A 16,442-nucleotide genomic window follows, 5' to 3' on the forward strand; every position below is an offset into this window, starting at 1 on the left:
CCCTATAGGGTCTTTTCGCCATCTTGATATTGGTCAAGCCAGCGTAAACGTGGGACGGTTTGCCGCAGGCTCGGTCGCGCTGCCCGTCAGCAGCAGGTCGAGCAGATCGCGCACGCTGCGGATCGCGCGGCCGAACGGCAACGCTTCGCGGCCGCGGAAGAACAGCCCGTTCGCGACGTCGCCGCGCAGCGCGGCCGCGAGCCGCGTATCGATGCAGAAGTGGCCGAACTTCTCGATGCCGTCGCGCAGCCCGCATACGCTCAGGCATTCGAGCGCGGTCGGACAGCGCTGCTTCAACGCGCCGAGCTTGTCGCGAATGCGCGTCTCGTTGCGCAGGTAACGATCGAGCCACGGCGTCTTCACCGCGCGCGCCGGCAGCCCCGTCACGCTGACGAATTCGACGATGTCGTCGGGCGTCGCATCGGCGAGCACGCGCTTGAATTGCGGATGCGCGTCGCCTTCTTCCGTCACCGCGAACGGCGTCCCGACCTGCACGCCGTTCGCGCCGGCCGCGAACGCCGCGCGCACCGCGTCATGACCGTTGATCCCGCCGGCCACGATCAGCGGGATCGTGTCGCGGGCGAGACCGAGCGACGCCATCACCTGTGCGGTTTCGTCGAGCACGCGCGCGAAATCGAAGCGGCCGTCGTGCATGTCGTCGATCTGCGTGACGCCGAGGTGCCCGCCCGCGTGTGCCGGATGCTCGATCACGATCGCATCGGGCAGGCGCCCCTTCTTCATCCATTTCTTCAGCACCAGCGCGATCCCGCGGCTGTCCGACAGGATCGGAATCAGCGCGATGTCGCGCCCTTGCGTGAGGTCGGGCAGATCGAGCGGCAGGCCCGCGCCCATCACGATCGCGTCCGCGCCCTCGTCGCACGCGACCCGCACGTAGTCCGCATGCGCGCTCACCGCCTTCATCACGTTGACCGCGATCATCCCGCGCCCTTCGCCGTAGGTCTTCGCGAGACGAATCTCGCGCGCGAGCGCATCGAGGTTCGCCGCTTCGAGCGTCGCGCGATCGGGTTGCGCGCGGCAACGCGCGAGCAGATCCGCATGATGGTGCCGCAGGTCGATGCTCGCGATCGTGCCGACCGCGCCTTCGCGCGCGACGCTGCCCGCCAGCCGGTGCGCGGAGATGCCGACGCCCATGCCGCCCTGCACGACGGGCAGCAAGGTGCGGCCGCGAATCGTCAGCGGCGGAAAGGAAGTGCGTACGGTCATCTGAAACCTCGTCGGAACGTCGGAATCGCGATGATCGACGATCCGCCGCCGCGCACCTTGACGGCCGTCAATAAAAAAACGGCACGCGAACGTGCCGTTTCCGGTTCGGGCCGCGAGCGGCGTTCAGGCCGGCTTCGCCGGCTTCAACTGCATCGACTTGTATTCGAGATACTCTTCGAGCCCGTACACGCCGTTCTCGCGGCCGTGCCCCGACTGCTTGAAGCCGCCGAACGGCGCGGCGCCGTTCCACGTGCCGCCGTTGATGTCCACCTGCCCCGTGCGGATGCGGCGCGCGACGCGCATCGCGCGTTCGTCGCTGCCGGCCCACACCGCGCCGCCGAGCCCGTACGGCGAATCGTTCGCGATCCGCACGGCCTCGTCTTCATCGCGATACGTGATGATCGACAGCACCGGCCCGAAGATCTCTTCCTGCGCGATCGTCGATTTCGGATCGACGCGGCCGAACACGGTCGGCTTCACGAAGAAGCCCTTCGCGAGCCCTTCCGGTAAACCGGTGCCGCCCGTCACGAGTTCCGCGCCTTCGTCGATCCCGCGCTGGATGTACGCCTGCACGCGCTGCTGCTGCGCGGCCGACGCCAGCGCGCCGAGGCGCGTCGTCTCCTGCCGCGGGTCGCCCGCGACGTACGTTTCGGCCGCGGCCTTCGCGATCTCGCGCGCTTCGTCGTAGCGGGCTTCCGGCACCAGCATCCGCGTATGCGCGGAGCAGGTCTGGCCGGCGTTCAGGTAGCACGCGTTGACCGTGCCCTTCACCGCCGTCGCGAAATCGGCATCGTCGAGGATCACCGACGCCGACTTGCCGCCCAGCTCCAGCGCGACGCGCTTGACACCCGCGGCCGCCAGCTCGGCCACGCGCTTGCCCGCACGCGTCGAGCCGGTGAACGACACCATGTCGACGTCCGGATCGGTGGCCAGCACCTCGCCGACGACCGGGCCGTACCCGCACACGAGGTTGAACACGCCGGCCGGCAGCCCGGCCGCGTGGATCGCTTCGGCGAGCATGAACGCGTTGAGCGGCGCGACTTCGGATGGCTTCAGCACGACCGTGCAGCCGGCCGCGAGCGCCGGCGCGACCTTCAGCGTGATCTGGTTGAGCGGGTAGTTCCACGGCGTGATCGCCGCGACGACGCCGACCGGCTCGCGCACCACCAGCGAATTGCCGACCTGCGCCTCGAATTCGAACGATTCGGCGAGCTTCGCGTACGCCTTCCAGTTGTAGATCGGGCCGCCGACCTGGATCGCGCGCGACAGCTTGATCGGCATGCCGACTTCGCCGGTGATCGACTGCGCGAGTTCCTCGCTGCGCGCCTGCAGGTGCTCGACGATCTTGCGCAGATAACCCGCGCGCGTCGCGGCCGGCGTGGCCGCCCATGCGTCGAAGGCCGCGCGCGCCGCGCGGATCGCGTCCTGCGCGTCGGTCGCGACGCCCTCGGGAGTCCGGCCGATCACGGCTTCGGTGCCCGAATCGATCACGTCGATCGTGCCGGTGCCGGCCGGTTTGCGCCATGCGCCGTCGATGTAGAACTGGTCGTAGATTTTCATCGTGTTCCGCCTCCAGGGAAGCCGACATTCTAGCGAGCGTTCCGGTGGCTGGTGTGACGAATGACAGCCATTCGAAAGGACCGAGCGCCGTCGCGTCGGTACGCCGTCGCCCGCCGCGCGTGGCTGGCCACGCATTCGTCGGGCCGCCGCCACGCCGGCATCCGCCAGGATGCGCGGCCGGGCCCGCATCGTGCTATGTTTTTATTATCGGCACCGGCCCGTTGCGGCCGGCGCCGCCCGGAATCGACGCACTTCGTGAGCGCTGCCATGTCCGACGCATCCCATACCCTCGGCTCGCAAGACCGCCTGGAGCTGCTTTGCTGGCTCACCTGCGGCAACCTCGGCGCGTTTTACCTCAACGAATCATGGCCGGACGCCGCGTTCCAGGTCCAGGCCGCGCACCGTTGGCTCGACCGTCATCACCGCCAGGCCGACTGGCTCGCGGTCGCCCGGCTCGCAGCGCTCGCGCAGGACATCGCGAAGCGGCATGCGGGATTCGTCGACGCGTCGTGGGCGCGCGACGCGGTCGAGGAAATCGTCGATACCGACGATCTCGACTATCGGGCCAAACTCGTGCAATGGGTGTACGAAGACTGCTGCAAGGCGCTCGCGGACAAGCGGCTGGCCGATTGAGCCGCACGGTGGCCACCGTGCGACGGGGCGCGGCGTCGCCGCGCGCGACGCGCTTTTCGCCGCGACGAACGTAACGGCCGGGATGATCGCCGGGGCACGGTGCGCGCGCACCGCCCGTCCGGCGCCGGCACGCGCGATGCGTTCCGATGCGTTTACAGCAGCGACTTAGCCTGCGTCAGCACCTTGTCGCACACCTGCTTGGTCACCTGCTGCTTCAGGCCGCCGCCGCTCAGGTCGAGCTTGCTGCCGTTGCCTGCGTCGAGGATCCCGCTCGCGCCGCTCGTATAGCCGCTGTCGGACGACGCGTTGCCGCCGAGCTTGCCCATCAGCGCGTCCTTCACCGACGCCGCGCCGCCGCCGGTTGCGCCGCCGAGATAGTTGTTCTGGATGCAGAACTGCAGCAGGCCCGCGACGTTGCCGGTGCTGCCCGGCATCAGCGACGTACCGCCGCCGCCCGTCAGCGCGCCGCCGAGTCCGCCGAGGTTGCCCAGCGCCCCGCCCGCGCTGCCGCCCGAATCGCCGCCACCGCCGACCTGCTTCAGGACATCGCCCAGTTGCGCATGCGCGACCGAAAACGGCGCGAGCAATCCGATCAGCGCGCCGGCGACGGTCGCGCGGTAAAGACGTGCATTCATGTGAAGCCTCCCGGTTGTGACTGCGTGAGTACCGCGATTCGCATCCAAGGATACTCAATCGACCGCGGCATGACAGCCTCCGGCACCGCATGAAACGTCAGGCATCGTGATATCGCGGCGATTTGACAATGCTTGACGCGAAATCGCGCGCGGCCTCGCCGGCTCGACAGGCGGGCGACCGCCATTCCGTCTCGCCGGCCCGCGCGAAGCGTCATAAAATCGTCGTCGCCGGCCGTTCGGCCGTCGCGACCCGACATCGATCTCGGACAGGAAGGATCACTCGCGTGGCGCTTGCCCATCGACTTCTGCTGATCGCCGACGCATCGACCGCGCTGACGGCCGGCGCGCGTCCGGTCGGCACGTGCCCGCCGGCCATCGACCCGGTTCAGTGAGCGGCCCCGCCAACCCATGACCTCCATTCACCTCAGTTTCGACGACGGCCCCGGCCCCTCCACGCCCGCGCTGCTCGACGTGCTGCGCGACGCATCGTGCGCGGCGACCTTCTTCGTGCTCGGCAAACACCTGGCGGGCGCGCTCGACGTCGCGACGAGAATCGCGCGCGAAGGCCATCGGCTCGGCAATCACACCCATTCGCATGCGCGGCCGGGAGCGCTCGCGGACGCCGCACTGATCGACGAAATCCACACGACCGACATGCTGATTCGTGACGTCTACCGCCGCGCCGGCCTCGCCGCGCCGGACGCGATCCCGCTGCGCCTTCCGTACGGATTGCTGCCGCAGGACGATCGCGCCGCCGTGCTCGCGCGCCTGCAACGCGAACACACGGGCTGGACCGCGATACTGGACGACTGGCAGCGGCCGGCGCCATCGCCGCAGGCGCTGTTCGACGCGATGTGCGCGCACGTCGACGCCTGCGCAGCCCAGCATCGCGACGTACTGTTCTGCCTGCACGACGGATCGCGGCACGGCGACGCGCGACCCAACACGGTCGAAGCCGTACGGCTGTTCCTGAACCGGCAGCGCTGACGCGACGGCCGGCTAATCCGCGGGCCGCGCCCCGTCGAGCAACTGACGCCAGCCGCCGAGGAATCCGATGCCCGGCCCCGGCATCCACAGGCCGCGCTGCGCGGCTTCGAGATGGATCAGCGTCTGGTCCGCGCAGAACAGCGCCATCAACGGCTCGCGGTTGTCGCGCAGCCATTCGGGCGCCGCGTCGGCCCGCGTCGCCGCATAAACCTGCAGGCAGGCCGCCCAGCGCGCACGGTCGAACACGAAGCAGTCGTCGCGGTCCGCATCGCGCGACAGCGCGAACGACGCAAAGGCCGCCTCGAGCCATTGCGCCCCCTGCCCCACATCGTCGAAATCCAGCACGCCGTTCACCGCGTTGCCGACATACAGCAGGTTGCCTGCGTGATAGTCGCCGTGCAGCCAATGCACCTGCCCCGTGAGCCACGACGACGCTGCGTCGAGCTGCACGCCGATCCGCCGGATCACCGTGTCGTAAGCATCGCGCAGATCGCTCGGCAGCGACGGCATCGCGCGCGCCGCCACACGCGCATGACGTGCGCGCAACCACGCCAGCGGCGCCGCTTCGCTCGCGGGTATCGCGGCCAGTGCCGCATGCAGATGCGCGAGCGTGCGCATCGCATCGGTCGCCCCCGCGTGCGGGTCGTCCGGCAAGCCGGGACGGCCGTCGATATGCTCGAACAGATGCAGCCAGCTCCCGTCGGGCATCTGCACGCCGGTTCGCGCATCGACGGTCGGCCGTAGCCGAGGCAGCGCGGGCAGCTTCGACGCCATGCGCGCATCGCCGAGACGGCCGAGTATCGACGCCTCGCGCCGCAACTGCCCGACCGGCTTGCCGGCCCACGACACGCGCAGCACCGTGCGCCCCGCATCGCACTCGACGAGATACGTTTTGTTAGTATGGCCGGACGCCAGCGCCTGCAGGCGCGCCGGCCCGATGTTCCAGTACCGCTGTAGCCACGATTCCAGCGTTTTCACGTCACTCCCACTCGTTGCATCGACCATGTCAGAGCGTCCTTCGGCCCGCATGCGGGACATCAACGTCGAATGGCTGACGCGCGCCGCCGAATTCGGCCATCTGTTCCAGACCCGCTGGCTCGGCGAACGCTTCTTCCATCTGCCCGGCGACATGCTCGCGCTGCAGGAACTGATCTGGCGCGAGCGCCCCGACTGCATCGTCCAGACCGGCATCGCCGCGGGCGGCGGCGTGGTGTTCACCGCGTCGATGCTCGAACTGGCGGGCAACCCGGGCCGCGTCGTCGCGATCGAGCCGCGCCTGCGCGACGAGGTCAGGCAGCGCCTGCACGCGCACCGGCTCGCCCACCGCATGGTGCTGATCGAAGGCGAATCGTGCGCGGCCGACACGCTCGCCTCGGTGCGCGCGCAGATCGGCGACGGCGCGCGCGTGATGGCGATCCTCGATCTCACGCATACGCATGCGCACGTGCTGCGCGAACTCGAATGCTATGCGCCGTTCGTGACGCCCGGCAGCTACGCGATCGTGATGGACACCATCATGGAATACCTGCCCGAGTCGATGTTCGACGGCAAGCCGTACGGCCGAGGCAACAACCCGGCCACGGCCACACGCGAATTTCTGGCCCGCGACGACCGGTTCGACGTCGATCGCGACATCGAGGACCGCGTGCTCATGACGCTGTCGCCAGGCGGCTTCCTGAAGCGAGTGCGCTGATCAGGCGGGCGGCCTGCGCGGAGCCGTCGCGCGCGGCATAGCTGTCGCGGATCCGCGCCGCCTGCTCGCGCAACGATCCCGGGCGCAACAGGCGTTCGAGCGCGCCGGCGATTTCCGCGACGCCGGCCTGCTGCAGATCGAGCACGCAGCCCGCGCCGGCCCGCTCGACGAAGTGCGCCGAATGGAACTGGTCGTTGCAGAACGGCGACAGCAGCATCGGCACGCCGCACGCGAGCGACTCCATCACCGAATTCGCGCCGCCGTGGCTGACGAACGCGTGCGTGCGTCGCAGCAGCGCCAGTTGCGGCGCGTAACGTACCGCGATCACGCGTTCGTCGCCGGCCGGCAGCAGATCCGAATCGACCAGCTCGCCGACCGACAGCACCAGTTGCGCGGACGTCGCGCGCGTCGCCTCGATCACCTTCGCGAACAGTGCCGGATGGTAGTAAAGCTGGCTGCCGAGCGACATATAGACGAGCGGGCGATCCGCATCGACGCGTTCCCACGGGAACGCCGTCTCGTCGCCGCGCGGGCCCGACGGCATCGCGGGGCCGACCAGTTCGACGCCGGGCGGCGGCGCGCCGACCAGCGCGTCGGTCGTGAACGCGAGCGTCAGGTGCGGCGACAGCACGTCGCAACCGCGAAAGCGCGCGTCGAGGCCGTAGCGCGCGAACAGCCGCGTGCGTTCCGGTTCCAGCCATCGCACCGTGCGCAGCAGTTCCGAATCCAGATCGTCCGGCAGCACCGGATTCAGCGAATTGGACATCGAGACCCACGGCAGCCCTTCCAGTTCGGCGGCAATCGCCGCGGCATAGAGCAGCGGATCGATCACGACCACGTCGGGCTGCCATTCGCGCAGCACCGCGCGGATGCCGTCCACCTGCGCGGGCGCGAGGTCGATCAGCAGCGTGCGGATCCAGTGCCGCAGCCAGTCGGCGTCGCGAATGTTCGCGGCGAAGCTCGCGCCGCGCGACAGGTCGTGGCGCTCGGGCGTCTCGCGCGGCCCGACGAACGCGAAGTCGCCGGCGCCGTCGAGCTGTTCGCTGATGTCGGCCGGCGCATAGAACGCCACGTCGCAACCGGCGGCGCGCAGATGCTGGGCCGGGCCGATGCAGGGATTGACGTGGCCCTTCTCGGGCACGACGCAGAACAGGATGCGTTTCATGAGCGGCTCAGGTCGGGCGATGCGCGGCATCGGGATGAAGGCGATCGAGATGATCGAGAATCAGTGTCAGCGTGGTCCACAACACGCGCTCGGTATCCGTCTGCAAAGCGGGTGCGGCCAGGCCGAGCGTGTCGGCCAGCGCATGCGTGCGGCCGCGATCGAGCAGCGTCGCGAGATCCATCGCCGGCGCGAGCCGCCCGCGCTTGGGGCCGTGCACGAGACGGTCCGGCAGCTTCAGGCGCGCGCCGAGATCGCGCAGGCACTGCTTGTTCGGGTCGGGCGCGACGCTCGTCAGATGCGCGACGACGGCGGGGTCGACGAACGGCGGATGCAGGTCGACCGACGCGGCGTCGAACAACGCGTGGCACAGCGGCAGATAGTTGGCCGACCGGTCGCGGCGCAATACCTGATCCGCGCCGTCGCCGGTAATCGCCACCTCGACGCCGTCCGCCGCCATCGCATCGGCCAGCAGCAGCTTCGCGACCGGATGCAGGTTGAACATCGGCTCCTCGACCGCATGGGTCGTTCTCGGCAGCGCCGCGACGAAATCGGCCTCGTTCGCGCGCACGATCTTCACGTTCGCCTGCATCAGCGCGGCGAGTTCGAGCGCCGCATCGCGTTCGCAGTAATCGGGCATGCCGGTCGCGAGGATGTAGGCCGTCACATGCCCCAACGCGCCGAGCTCGCGCAGCAACGCGAGCAGCAGCGCCGAATCGAGCCCGCCGCTCAGCGCCAGTGCGACGCGCTTGCCGCTGTCGAGCGCGCGCTGCAGCGACGCGCGCAGCACGGTGTCGAGATCGGCATGCTGCGGCCGCTCGGGCGCCGGCTGCACCGTCAGCCCTTGCGGCGACCGGATCAGTGCATGGCCGGGCGGCACCGCGAGCACGTCGCGCAGCACGGTCCGGCCGACGAGACGCTCGCCGCTCAGGTAACCCGCGATGGCGGCCGCATCCGGCGCGCCGGCCGGTTGCCCCGACGCCCGCAATACGGCGCGGATGCCGGACGCCGACACGCCGCTGTGCGGATGGTAGTGCAGACGATCGAAACCGAACGGGTCGCGCGTGCCGACGATCATGGATAACGAGCCTTCAAGGTGTCCACTTCAATGCGTTTGAGGATGCGATGCGGCGCCACCGGCGCGCTGCCGCCCTGACAATGCAGGCACGCTTCGAGCGGCGTCTCGCGTTGCAGATAGGCCAGCATCGCGTCGAGCATGCCCGCATCGTCGCGCAACGGCAGGCCGTCGGCCTGGAAATCCTTCTCGCCCTTGTACAGCGTATGGAAATGCGCGGGACGCGTGCACGTGTAGAACATGCCGTCGCGAATCATATGGCAGCGCTCGCGGATCCAGCAATCGCGATAAAGACGCCGGGCTTCGTCGCGGTCCGTGCCGGGCTGGGCGCGGTTCATCGTCGTGAACACGTCCTGCACCTTCCAGTTCAGGCGCACGTCGAAGCGCGCGGCCTGGTGCTCGACGTGCGCGACCAGATCGGCGGAGAGCGCCGGCTTCGGATAGCGCGAGATCGTCAGCGCATCCACCGCTTGCCAGAATGCGTCGGGCATCTCGCCGAGCTTCAGGCCGTTCGTCGTGACCGAGATCACGGGCGCGATGCCGGTGCCGCGCACGCGTTCGACCAGTTCGACGAGCGCCGGATGCAGCAACGGTTCGCCGCCGACCAGCTTGAACATCCTCGGGCGCAGCACCTTCGCGGCCTTGCGCAGATCGGCTTCGATCGATTCGGGGCGTGCATACCATTCGGGCAAAAGCGGCGACAGCGAACAGCATTCCGCGCAGGTCAGGTTGCAGTGATCGACGATATGCGCTTCCAGCGAACGCGTCTGGACCCGCCCGTCCTCGACGCGGTAATCGCGATCCAGCGGCGGCGGAAACACGTGCTGGCGCTCGCCGGCTCGCGGCGGATTCGGGATCGTGTTCGGATTCGCACTCACATCAGCTTCCTGCTTCCACGCATCGGAAAAAGAAATCGACCAGATGGTCGCGCGCGTCCACCATCGCGGACGCCATCGTCACCCCGCCGTTCAGGTGCGACGCGAAGCGCGACGGATCGTCGAGCCAGCCTTGCACGATCCACAGCTTGAGCGCGTGCTGCAAGCATGCGGCATCGACCGCCCATCCGAGGTTGGCCGGGTTCACCGGCCGCACGCGCCGATAGGCACGCACGAACGCTGCCGCGAGGTGCGGCGCTTCCAGCGGCAAGTGATTCAGGCATCGCACCAGCTCGTATTCGCGAGGCGCGCCGATCGACGCCTCCCAGTCGAGGATCAGCGGCGGCAGCTTGCCCGTGAACAGATAGTTGAACTGGTTGTAGTCGTTGTGGATCGGGTGCTGCGGATCGTCGGCTGGAAACGCCTCGATGCTGCCCGGATAGTAGCGATCGAGCATGCGCAGCGCGAGATCGACATAGCGGCGCAGGTGCGCCGCGGAGTTGGCGTTCGCATCGGCTCGACCGAGCGCATCCAGCAGACTGCCGCGTACCGCGTCCGCGTCGATCGCGGTCAGCCGCGCACGGATCGTATCGCGCGACGGCAGATGCAGTGATTCGAGGCTCAGGTGCAACGCGGCCAGACTCGCGCCGAGCGCCTCCCATTCGGTTGGCGAGAACGTATCGTAGGTTTTGAATTGCCCGGCTTCCCAGCGCGTCAGCATCGCGTGCGAATGCTGCCCCGACCACAGCGACGCGCCGGACGTCGTACGCTCCAGCGTCTGCACATGGAAACGCGTATCGCCATGCGTTTCCAGATGCGCGAGGACGGCGGTTTCCTTGACGGCGCGTGCGTGGTGTTCGAGCGCATGGAGCTTGACTGCCACGCCTGCGCCGCCGTCGGTCGGCAGACGCCACACCCGCTCGCTGATCTGCGTCGGCGGGCCGCCGCGACCGAGCCCGTAGGTGTCGCGAATCTGGTCGAAGGTAGCGGCGAGCGAATCCATTCAGATGTGCTCGGCCGGCCCGTGCCGATACGGATGACCGGTCAGGAACGTGTTGTGTCCGACGTAGCGCAGCTTGTACATCGCCGGCCGGAACAACACCGACGGATCGTTGTTCGCGATGCCGAGCAGCGGGTACAGGTCATGCCGCACGAAGAACGCGTTGTTGCCCATGTCGTCGCAGCAGACGAGTTCATAGCCCTTCTGCCTGCCGAGACGAACGAGCGATTCGAGGCTCGCGCCGTAATAGGTCGAGCCGTCCCATTCGTGGTCGGGATTGAAGCACATGACCCAGCGCTCGGGCGGCGTGTAGTACGGGTTGTATTCGATCACGACGATGCGCGGCCGGAACGACTGCAGGCCGCGCCACACCCAGTAATCGTTGCCGTCGATATCGATCGACAGCAGGTCGAAGTCGGTCGGTACGTTCGCGTCGGCGAGCAGTCGGTCAACCGTGTCGGGCTGCACGCGATCGTGATGCAGGCGCACGCGCTCCACGCCCGCGTAGTGCGCGTCAAGCTTGCCGAATCGGTATGCGCTGCCTTCCACGAGTACGCCTGACCAATCCTGCTCGCGCAGCAGACGCGCGGTATTGCTGTTGCGCAGGCCGTCGCTCGCGCCGATATCGACACAGAAGCGGTTGGTCGGCGCGATCCGCTCCATCAGACGCGACAGGATGCCCTCCTCGGTGCCCTGCGCGTAGAGGCTGGGCTCAAGGCCGGACAGGTCGAGCGGGAGAGGATGGTCCTGCATCGAGAGCGGCTCCGGGGCGAAATGGGGAATGATGGGCGGTGTTGGGTGTTAATTTACCCGAAGTCTATTGAACAGAGGAAACTGGCATGCGCGGCGCGGCGGGTTTTGCCGCAGCGGATATGAAAAGCCCGCATCGACATTGCTGTCGATGCGGGCCTGTCGCGCTGCTGGCGGTTCGCCGGTGCGGTGATTCCTGACCTGGCCCCACGACCGGACGAAACCTCAGGACACTTACTCCTGCCCCTGGCTCGCCAGGAACTCCTCGTAATTCCCGCCGAAGTCGAACAGCGTGCCGTCCGTACGCACTTCGATGATCCGGTTCGCCAGCCCGCTCACGAATTCGCGGTCGTGCGACACGAAGATCAGCGTGCCTTCGAACTGCTCGAGCGCGATCTGCAGCGACTCGATCGATTCCATGTCCATGTGGTTGGTCGGCTCGTCCATCAACAGCACGTTGTGGCGGCCGAGCATCAGCTTGCCCCAGATCATGCGGCCCTTCTCGCCGCCCGACAGCACCTTCACCGACTTCTTGATGTCGTCCGACGAGAACAGCAGGCGGCCCAGCGTGCCGCGCACCATCGTTTCGTCGTCGCCGTCCTTGCGGTACTGGTCGATCCAGTCCATCAGCGTGATGTCGTCCGGGAATTCCTCGTACGTGTCCTGCGGCATGTAGCCGACGTTCGCGTTCTCGGCCCACTTCACCGTGCCGTGATCGAGCGGCAGGTTGCCGAGCAGCGCACGCAGCAGCGTCGTCTTGCCCGCGCCGTTCTCGCCGATGATCGCGATGCGCTCGCCCGGCTGCACCGACAGGTTGAAGTTCTGGAAGATCGTGCGCTCGTACTTCTTCGTGATCTCTTCGGCGACCACCGCGACGTTGTGCAGCTTCTTCTCGAACTCGAAGCGGATGAACGGGTTCTGCCGCGACGACGGCTTGAATTCCTCGATCTTGATCTTGTCGATCTGCTTCGCGCGGCTGGTGGCCTGGCGCGCCTTCGACTTGTTCGCCGAGAAGCGGCGCACGAAATCCTGCAGTTCGGCCACGCGCTCCTTCGCACGTGCGTTCGCCGCGGCCTGACGCTCGCGCGCCTGGGCCGATGCGAGCATGTAGTCGTCGTAGTTGCCCGGCCAGACCTTCAGCGTGCCGTAGTCCATGTCGGCCATGTGCGTGCACACCGAGTTCAGGAAGTGACGATCGTGCGAAATGATGATCATCGTCGAGTTGTACTCGTTGAGCGTGTGCTCGAGCCAACGGATCGAGTTGATGTCGAGGTTGTTGGTCGGTTCGTCGAGCAGCAGCACGTCCGGCTTCGAGAACAGCGCCTGCGCGAGCAGCACGCGCAGCTTCCAGCCCGGCGCGACGTCGGCCATCGTGCCGTTGTGGAACTTCTCCTCGATGCCGATGCCGAGCAGCAGCGCGCCCGCGCGCGCCTCGGCGTCGTAGCCGCCGTATTCGGCGAACTTGCCTTCGAGCTCGGCCGCGTGCATGTAGTCGTCGTCGGTGGCTTCCGGGTTCGCGTAGATCGCGTCGCGCTCGGTCATCGCGGCCCACATCTCGGTGTGGCCCATCATCACGACGTCGAGCACGCGCACGTCCTCGTACGCGAACTGGTCCTGGCGCAGCTTGCCCAGGCGGACGTTCGGCTCCAGCGCGACGTTGCCGGCGCTCGGCTCGAGGTCGCCGCCGAGAATCTTCATGAAGGTCGACTTGCCACAGCCGTTTGCGCCGATCAGACCGTAGCGGTTGCCCTCGCCGAATTTGACCGAGATATTCTCGAACAAGGGCTTCGGCCCGAATTGCATCGTGATGTTGGCAGTAGAAAGCACGGCAGGTCCCGTTAAGAGAGAAATCGACGGAAAACCGTGTATTTTAGCAGGTGTCGGCGAAACTGCCGACCGCACCGCCCAGCGGCCCATCAACACGACGGCACGCGCCCCACCGCCGTCTTGCCGGAATCCCGCATGCTCGCCAGCCAGCTTCGCGAACGTCTCGTAGGCGCATGGCGCCTCGTGTCCTACGAAATCCGCCCGTGCGACGGCAGCGCGGTCGCCTATCCGCTCGGCCGCGACGTACGCGGCTGGATCCTCTATACGCCGGACGGCTACATGTCGGCCCAGCTCATGGCCGCCGGCCGGCCGCGCTACGCCAACGGCGATCTTCAGGGCGGCACCGACGACGAATGCGCGGCCGCCGCGCGCGGCTATATCGCCTACTCCGGCCCCTTTCAGGTCGCCGACGACGGCACGCTGACCCACGCGATGGACGTCAGCCTGTTCCCGAACTGGATCGGCGACGTCCAGCAGCGGGCCGTCATGCTCGACGGCGATCGTCTGCAGCTCGGCACCGTCGCGCCGGTGCGGATCGACGGCCGCGAGGTCGACGCCGTGCTGCTGTGGGCGCGCGCGGGCCGCTGACGCGCATCACTTGCCGGCCTTGCCGGCCGCCTTCTGCGCCGCCTGCGCCTTCATCTGCCCGAACAGTTCCGAGCATGGCACGTCGCGGTTGTTGCTCGGCGCGATCAGCGGAATCAGCGCCGCGAACGGGTTGATCAGCCCGAGCCCGATCATCGCGCCGGCGCGCAGCGCGAGCGCGCCCGCATCGACGCCGACCTTCGGGTTCTTGAACGTGCCCTTCGCATACAACGGCGAGCGCAGCGAGAAGATCCGGAAGCCCTTCGTATGCGGATGGATCTTCAGGTCGAGCGATTCGTCGCGCAGGTTGATCGGGCCGTCGACGTTGATCAGCGCATCGTCGGTATCGAGCGCGAAGACCTTCGGGTCGAGCATGCCGTCGGTCGCCACGAAATCGATCGCCGCGCAATTGATGTTGACGTCGCGGTTGCCGAACAGCTTCTCGTAGACGACGTTCGCGACGTTCAACCCCGCCGCCTCCATCAGCAAGCGGCTGATGCGGCCGTTGGTGATCAGCGCCTTCACTTCGCCGGTCGACGTCGCCGCGAGTGCGGCCGGCGAATTGCCGGTTGCCGACAGCGACGCGTCGCCGTTGATTTCGCCGAGTGCCGTCTGCATGACCTTCTGCGTCGGGAACAGCTGCTTGAGCTTCAGATGCCGTGCGACCAGCTTGAAGCGGCCCTTGAGCGGCGTGCGACTGCCGTCGAGATGCGCGTTCGTCTCGAGTGTGCCGCCCGCGACGCCGAACTGCAGCGGCTCGAACGACAGCACGCCGTCCTGCATCAGAATGTGCGTGTACAGGTTGGTGATCGGCAACTGCGGGCTCTTGATCAGCTTGCGGCCGGTGAACTTCACGTCCGCGTCGATCGCGCTCCAGCGTTCGGTGCGGAACGTCTCCACCGGCAGCACGCGGTCGGGCGGCTGGCGCGTCGTGTCGCCGCGCTTGGCCTTGCTCGCGGCCGTATCCGCGCCGATCACCGGCGCGAGATCGGAGAACTGCAGCAGGTTCGACACGAGCTCGCCCGACAGCTTCGGCCGCGGCGCGCGCTGCGCCCAGACGAGCGTGCCGCCGAGGTCGCTGCCGCCGACGCGGCCATTGAAGTTCTCGTAGCGGAAGGTGCTCGCGTGCGGCTTGAAGTTGCCGATCAAGCGCCCTTCGGTCGCATAAGGCGGCGTATCGGGCAGCGTGATGCCGGTGAGCTGATAAAGGTGCGACATCGACGTGCCCTGCAGCCACAGCCGCAGGTCGAGCGCCGCGAGATGCATCGGGTCGGTCAGCGTGCCGACGATCGCGAGCCGCGTATCGCCGGCCTTCACGTCGGCCTGCAGCGGGAACGGCCGCGACGCATCCTGGATCGCGAGCACGCCGCCGACCTTGCCGGTGCCGCTGATCGGCACGTTCTTGTAACGGCCGTCGACCTTCAGCCCGAAGGCATAGGTCGGGCCGGACGGCTTCGCGGGCGCCGCCGCGCCGCTGGCGCCGGACGCGGCAGCGGCCGCCGACGCGGAAGGCGTGGCAGGCGCGGACGCAGCGGGCAACCCCGACGAACCGGAAGCGGCCGACGCAACGACACTCGCGGCCGACGCGCCCGAGGCCGCGGCCGCGCTCGCCCCCGACGCGGCTTGCGCATCGGCCCTCGCGCCCAGTTGCGCGGCGCCATGCTTGCCCACGCGCTGCGCCGACGCCGCACGCGACGTCTGCTCCTGTTCCTTCAGCACGTCGCCGAGGGGGATCGGCTGGCCGAGCGTATCGATCGCGACGGTCAGATCGGCCTTCGTGATCGCGTCGCGATACGTGACGGTGCCCTTCGCGAACCCGAAGCTGTCGAGCCGCACCTTCCACCGCGAAGGCTGCGACGATTGCTTGAACTGGAAGGTCCACGTATTGCTGCCGTCCGCGCGCCGCTCGAGATCGACGGCGGGATTCACGACGTCGATCGACGGGATGACGATTTCATGCGCAAGCAGCGGCAGGATCGCGAGATCGAAGTGCGCGGCATCGAGCGTAACGAACTTGGGCGCCTTCGCCCAGTCGGGATTGCCGATCTCGAGTTGCGTGGCGGAGAAGCTCGGCCAGGGCACCCATGCGCGCCAGCCGGTTTCGCCATCGGGGCGACGCCAGCCGACCTTGAGGTCGCCGTTGATCGCGAACGGGCGGCCGAGTGCGGCGCTCACCTGTTCGTTGACCCACGGTTTCGCGCGGTTCCAGTCGAACGTGAAAAGAAAGACGCCGGCCGCCGCGATGAGCACCGCGACGATGCCGACGACCCATGCAGCCGATTTGCCGATGGCTCGGGTTAGCGTCATGGCGGTTCCGTTGTTGTTCTGAAGTGTTGCCGCACCGTGCCGGGCCGCTTGCGTGGACGAACGGCGCACGACAACTGCGGCTTTTCGATCGGTATTATGACGCACGACATGACGGCCTTTCGGCGCCAT

General features: G+C 67.8%; 15 protein-coding genes. 4 read left to right on the plus strand and 11 right to left on the minus strand.

Features of this window, described 5'->3' with window-relative positions; genetic code table 11:
• Positions 1-33: 33 nt before the first annotated feature.
• Positions 34-1,224, minus strand: coding sequence for a nitronate monooxygenase family protein (locus tag WT53_RS16610; RefSeq protein WP_059826745.1), 1,191 nt, complete (start codon positions 1,222-1,224; stop codon positions 34-36).
• A 123-nt stretch (positions 1,225-1,347) separates the two neighbouring features.
• On the minus strand, positions 1,348-2,784 hold the full coding sequence (locus WT53_RS16615) for an aldehyde dehydrogenase family protein (protein WP_060260714.1): 1,437 nt from the start codon (positions 2,782-2,784) through the stop codon (positions 1,348-1,350).
• 267 nt (positions 2,785-3,051) lie between these two features.
• On the opposite strand from WT53_RS16615, the gene WT53_RS16620 reads away from it, so the two are divergent.
• Entirely contained in the window at positions 3,052-3,417 is a 366-nt protein-coding gene (locus WT53_RS16620; protein ID WP_027784520.1) for a hypothetical protein, read from the plus strand.
• A gap of 152 nt (positions 3,418-3,569) precedes the next feature.
• Here the strand turns inward: WT53_RS16620 and WT53_RS16625 are convergent, their stop codons facing one another.
• Positions 3,570-4,052: a DUF2501 domain-containing protein gene (locus tag WT53_RS16625; protein WP_034207399.1), complete on the minus strand. Its 483-nt coding sequence runs from the start codon at positions 4,050-4,052 to the stop codon at positions 3,570-3,572.
• Positions 4,053-4,460: 408 nt separating this feature from the next.
• Here WT53_RS16625 and WT53_RS16630 point away from each other — a divergent pair, with 408 nt between their 5' ends.
• The gene (locus WT53_RS16630; protein WP_059826746.1) at positions 4,461-5,039 is read left to right on the plus strand and encodes a polysaccharide deacetylase family protein; all 579 of its coding nucleotides are present in this window, start codon (positions 4,461-4,463) and stop codon (positions 5,037-5,039) included.
• Positions 5,040-5,051: 12 nt separating this feature from the next.
• Here the strand turns inward: WT53_RS16630 and WT53_RS16635 are convergent, their stop codons facing one another.
• Positions 5,052-6,017: a phosphotransferase gene (locus WT53_RS16635; RefSeq protein WP_060260717.1), complete on the minus strand. Its 966-nt coding sequence runs from the start codon at positions 6,015-6,017 to the stop codon at positions 5,052-5,054.
• Positions 6,018-6,042: 25 nt separating this feature from the next.
• On the opposite strand from WT53_RS16635, the gene WT53_RS16640 reads away from it, so the two are divergent.
• A complete protein-coding gene (locus WT53_RS16640) occupies positions 6,043-6,732 on the plus strand; it encodes a cephalosporin hydroxylase family protein (RefSeq protein WP_034207402.1) in 690 nt (229 codons plus the stop codon).
• Here WT53_RS16640 and WT53_RS16645 read toward each other — a convergent pair.
• The 6 genes from WT53_RS16645 to WT53_RS16670 all read right to left on the minus strand — a co-directional run bounded on the left by WT53_RS16645 (position 6,689) and on the right by WT53_RS16670 (position 13,421).
• Positions 6,689-7,897, minus strand: coding sequence for a glycosyltransferase (locus tag WT53_RS16645; protein WP_059785922.1), 1,209 nt, complete (start codon positions 7,895-7,897; stop codon positions 6,689-6,691). The genes WT53_RS16640 and WT53_RS16645 overlap by 44 nt on opposite strands.
• A gap of 7 nt (positions 7,898-7,904) precedes the next feature.
• Positions 7,905-8,972 carry an asparagine synthase-related protein gene (locus WT53_RS16650; protein WP_060260721.1) on the minus strand — a complete coding sequence of 356 codons (1,068 nt, stop codon included), beginning with the start codon at positions 8,970-8,972 and terminating at the stop codon, positions 7,905-7,907.
• Entirely contained in the window at positions 8,969-9,847 is an 879-nt protein-coding gene (locus WT53_RS16655) for a 4Fe-4S cluster-binding domain-containing protein (protein WP_034207405.1), read from the minus strand. The genes WT53_RS16650 and WT53_RS16655 overlap by 4 nt, the downstream gene beginning before the upstream one ends.
• Before the next feature lies 1 nt (position 9,848).
• Positions 9,849-10,847: a phosphotransferase enzyme family protein gene (locus tag WT53_RS16660; RefSeq protein ID WP_060260724.1), complete on the minus strand. Its 999-nt coding sequence runs from the start codon at positions 10,845-10,847 to the stop codon at positions 9,849-9,851.
• Positions 10,848-11,597 carry an FkbM family methyltransferase gene (locus tag WT53_RS16665; RefSeq protein WP_060260728.1) on the minus strand — a complete coding sequence of 250 codons (750 nt, stop codon included), beginning with the start codon at positions 11,595-11,597 and terminating at the stop codon, positions 10,848-10,850.
• Positions 11,598-11,828: 231 nt separating this feature from the next.
• Entirely contained in the window at positions 11,829-13,421 is a 1,593-nt protein-coding gene (locus WT53_RS16670) for an ABC-F family ATPase (RefSeq protein ID WP_059826756.1), read from the minus strand.
• 135 nt (positions 13,422-13,556) lie between these two features.
• Here WT53_RS16670 and WT53_RS16675 point away from each other — a divergent pair, with 135 nt between their 5' ends.
• The gene (locus WT53_RS16675) at positions 13,557-14,009 is read left to right on the plus strand and encodes a lipocalin-like domain-containing protein (RefSeq protein ID WP_034207409.1); all 453 of its coding nucleotides are present in this window, start codon (positions 13,557-13,559) and stop codon (positions 14,007-14,009) included.
• A gap of 6 nt (positions 14,010-14,015) precedes the next feature.
• On the opposite strand, the gene WT53_RS16680 is transcribed toward WT53_RS16675, so the two are convergent.
• A complete protein-coding gene (locus tag WT53_RS16680) occupies positions 14,016-16,313 on the minus strand; it encodes an AsmA family protein (protein ID WP_060260731.1) in 2,298 nt (765 codons plus the stop codon).
• Between the last annotated feature and the right edge of the window lie 129 nt (positions 16,314-16,442).

The organism is Burkholderia sp. MSMB2157WGS, from assembly GCF_001532755.1.
Lineage (GTDB): Bacteria > Pseudomonadota > Gammaproteobacteria > Burkholderiales > Burkholderiaceae > Burkholderia.

Bases quoted from the DNA above. Each gene is read 5' to 3' on its own strand.
- WT53_RS16650 (WP_060260721.1), bottom strand. From the start codon at position 8,972: ATGATCGTCGGCACGCGCGACCCGTTCGGTTTCGATCGTCTGCACTAC.
- WT53_RS16645 (WP_059785922.1), bottom strand. From the start codon at position 7,897: ATGAAACGCATCCTGTTCTGCGTCGTGCCCGAGAAGGGCCACGTCAAT.
- WT53_RS16660 (WP_060260724.1), bottom strand. From the start codon at position 10,847: ATGGATTCGCTCGCCGCTACCTTCGACCAGATTCGCGACACCTACGGG.
- WT53_RS16625 (WP_034207399.1), bottom strand. From the start codon at position 4,052: ATGAATGCACGTCTTTACCGCGCGACCGTCGCCGGCGCGCTGATCGGA.
- WT53_RS16665 (WP_060260728.1), bottom strand. From the start codon at position 11,597: ATGCAGGACCATCCTCTCCCGCTCGACCTGTCCGGCCTTGAGCCCAGC.
- WT53_RS16680 (WP_060260731.1), bottom strand. From the start codon at position 16,313: ATGACGCTAACCCGAGCCATCGGCAAATCGGCTGCATGGGTCGTCGGC.
- WT53_RS16615 (WP_060260714.1), bottom strand. From the start codon at position 2,784: ATGAAAATCTACGACCAGTTCTACATCGACGGCGCATGGCGCAAACCG.
- WT53_RS16640 (WP_034207402.1), top strand. From the start codon at position 6,043: ATGTCAGAGCGTCCTTCGGCCCGCATGCGGGACATCAACGTCGAATGG.
- WT53_RS16675 (WP_034207409.1), top strand. From the start codon at position 13,557: ATGCTCGCCAGCCAGCTTCGCGAACGTCTCGTAGGCGCATGGCGCCTC.
- WT53_RS16630 (WP_059826746.1), top strand. From the start codon at position 4,461: ATGACCTCCATTCACCTCAGTTTCGACGACGGCCCCGGCCCCTCCACG.
- WT53_RS16610 (WP_059826745.1), bottom strand. From the start codon at position 1,224: ATGACCGTACGCACTTCCTTTCCGCCGCTGACGATTCGCGGCCGCACC.
- WT53_RS16620 (WP_027784520.1), top strand. From the start codon at position 3,052: ATGTCCGACGCATCCCATACCCTCGGCTCGCAAGACCGCCTGGAGCTG.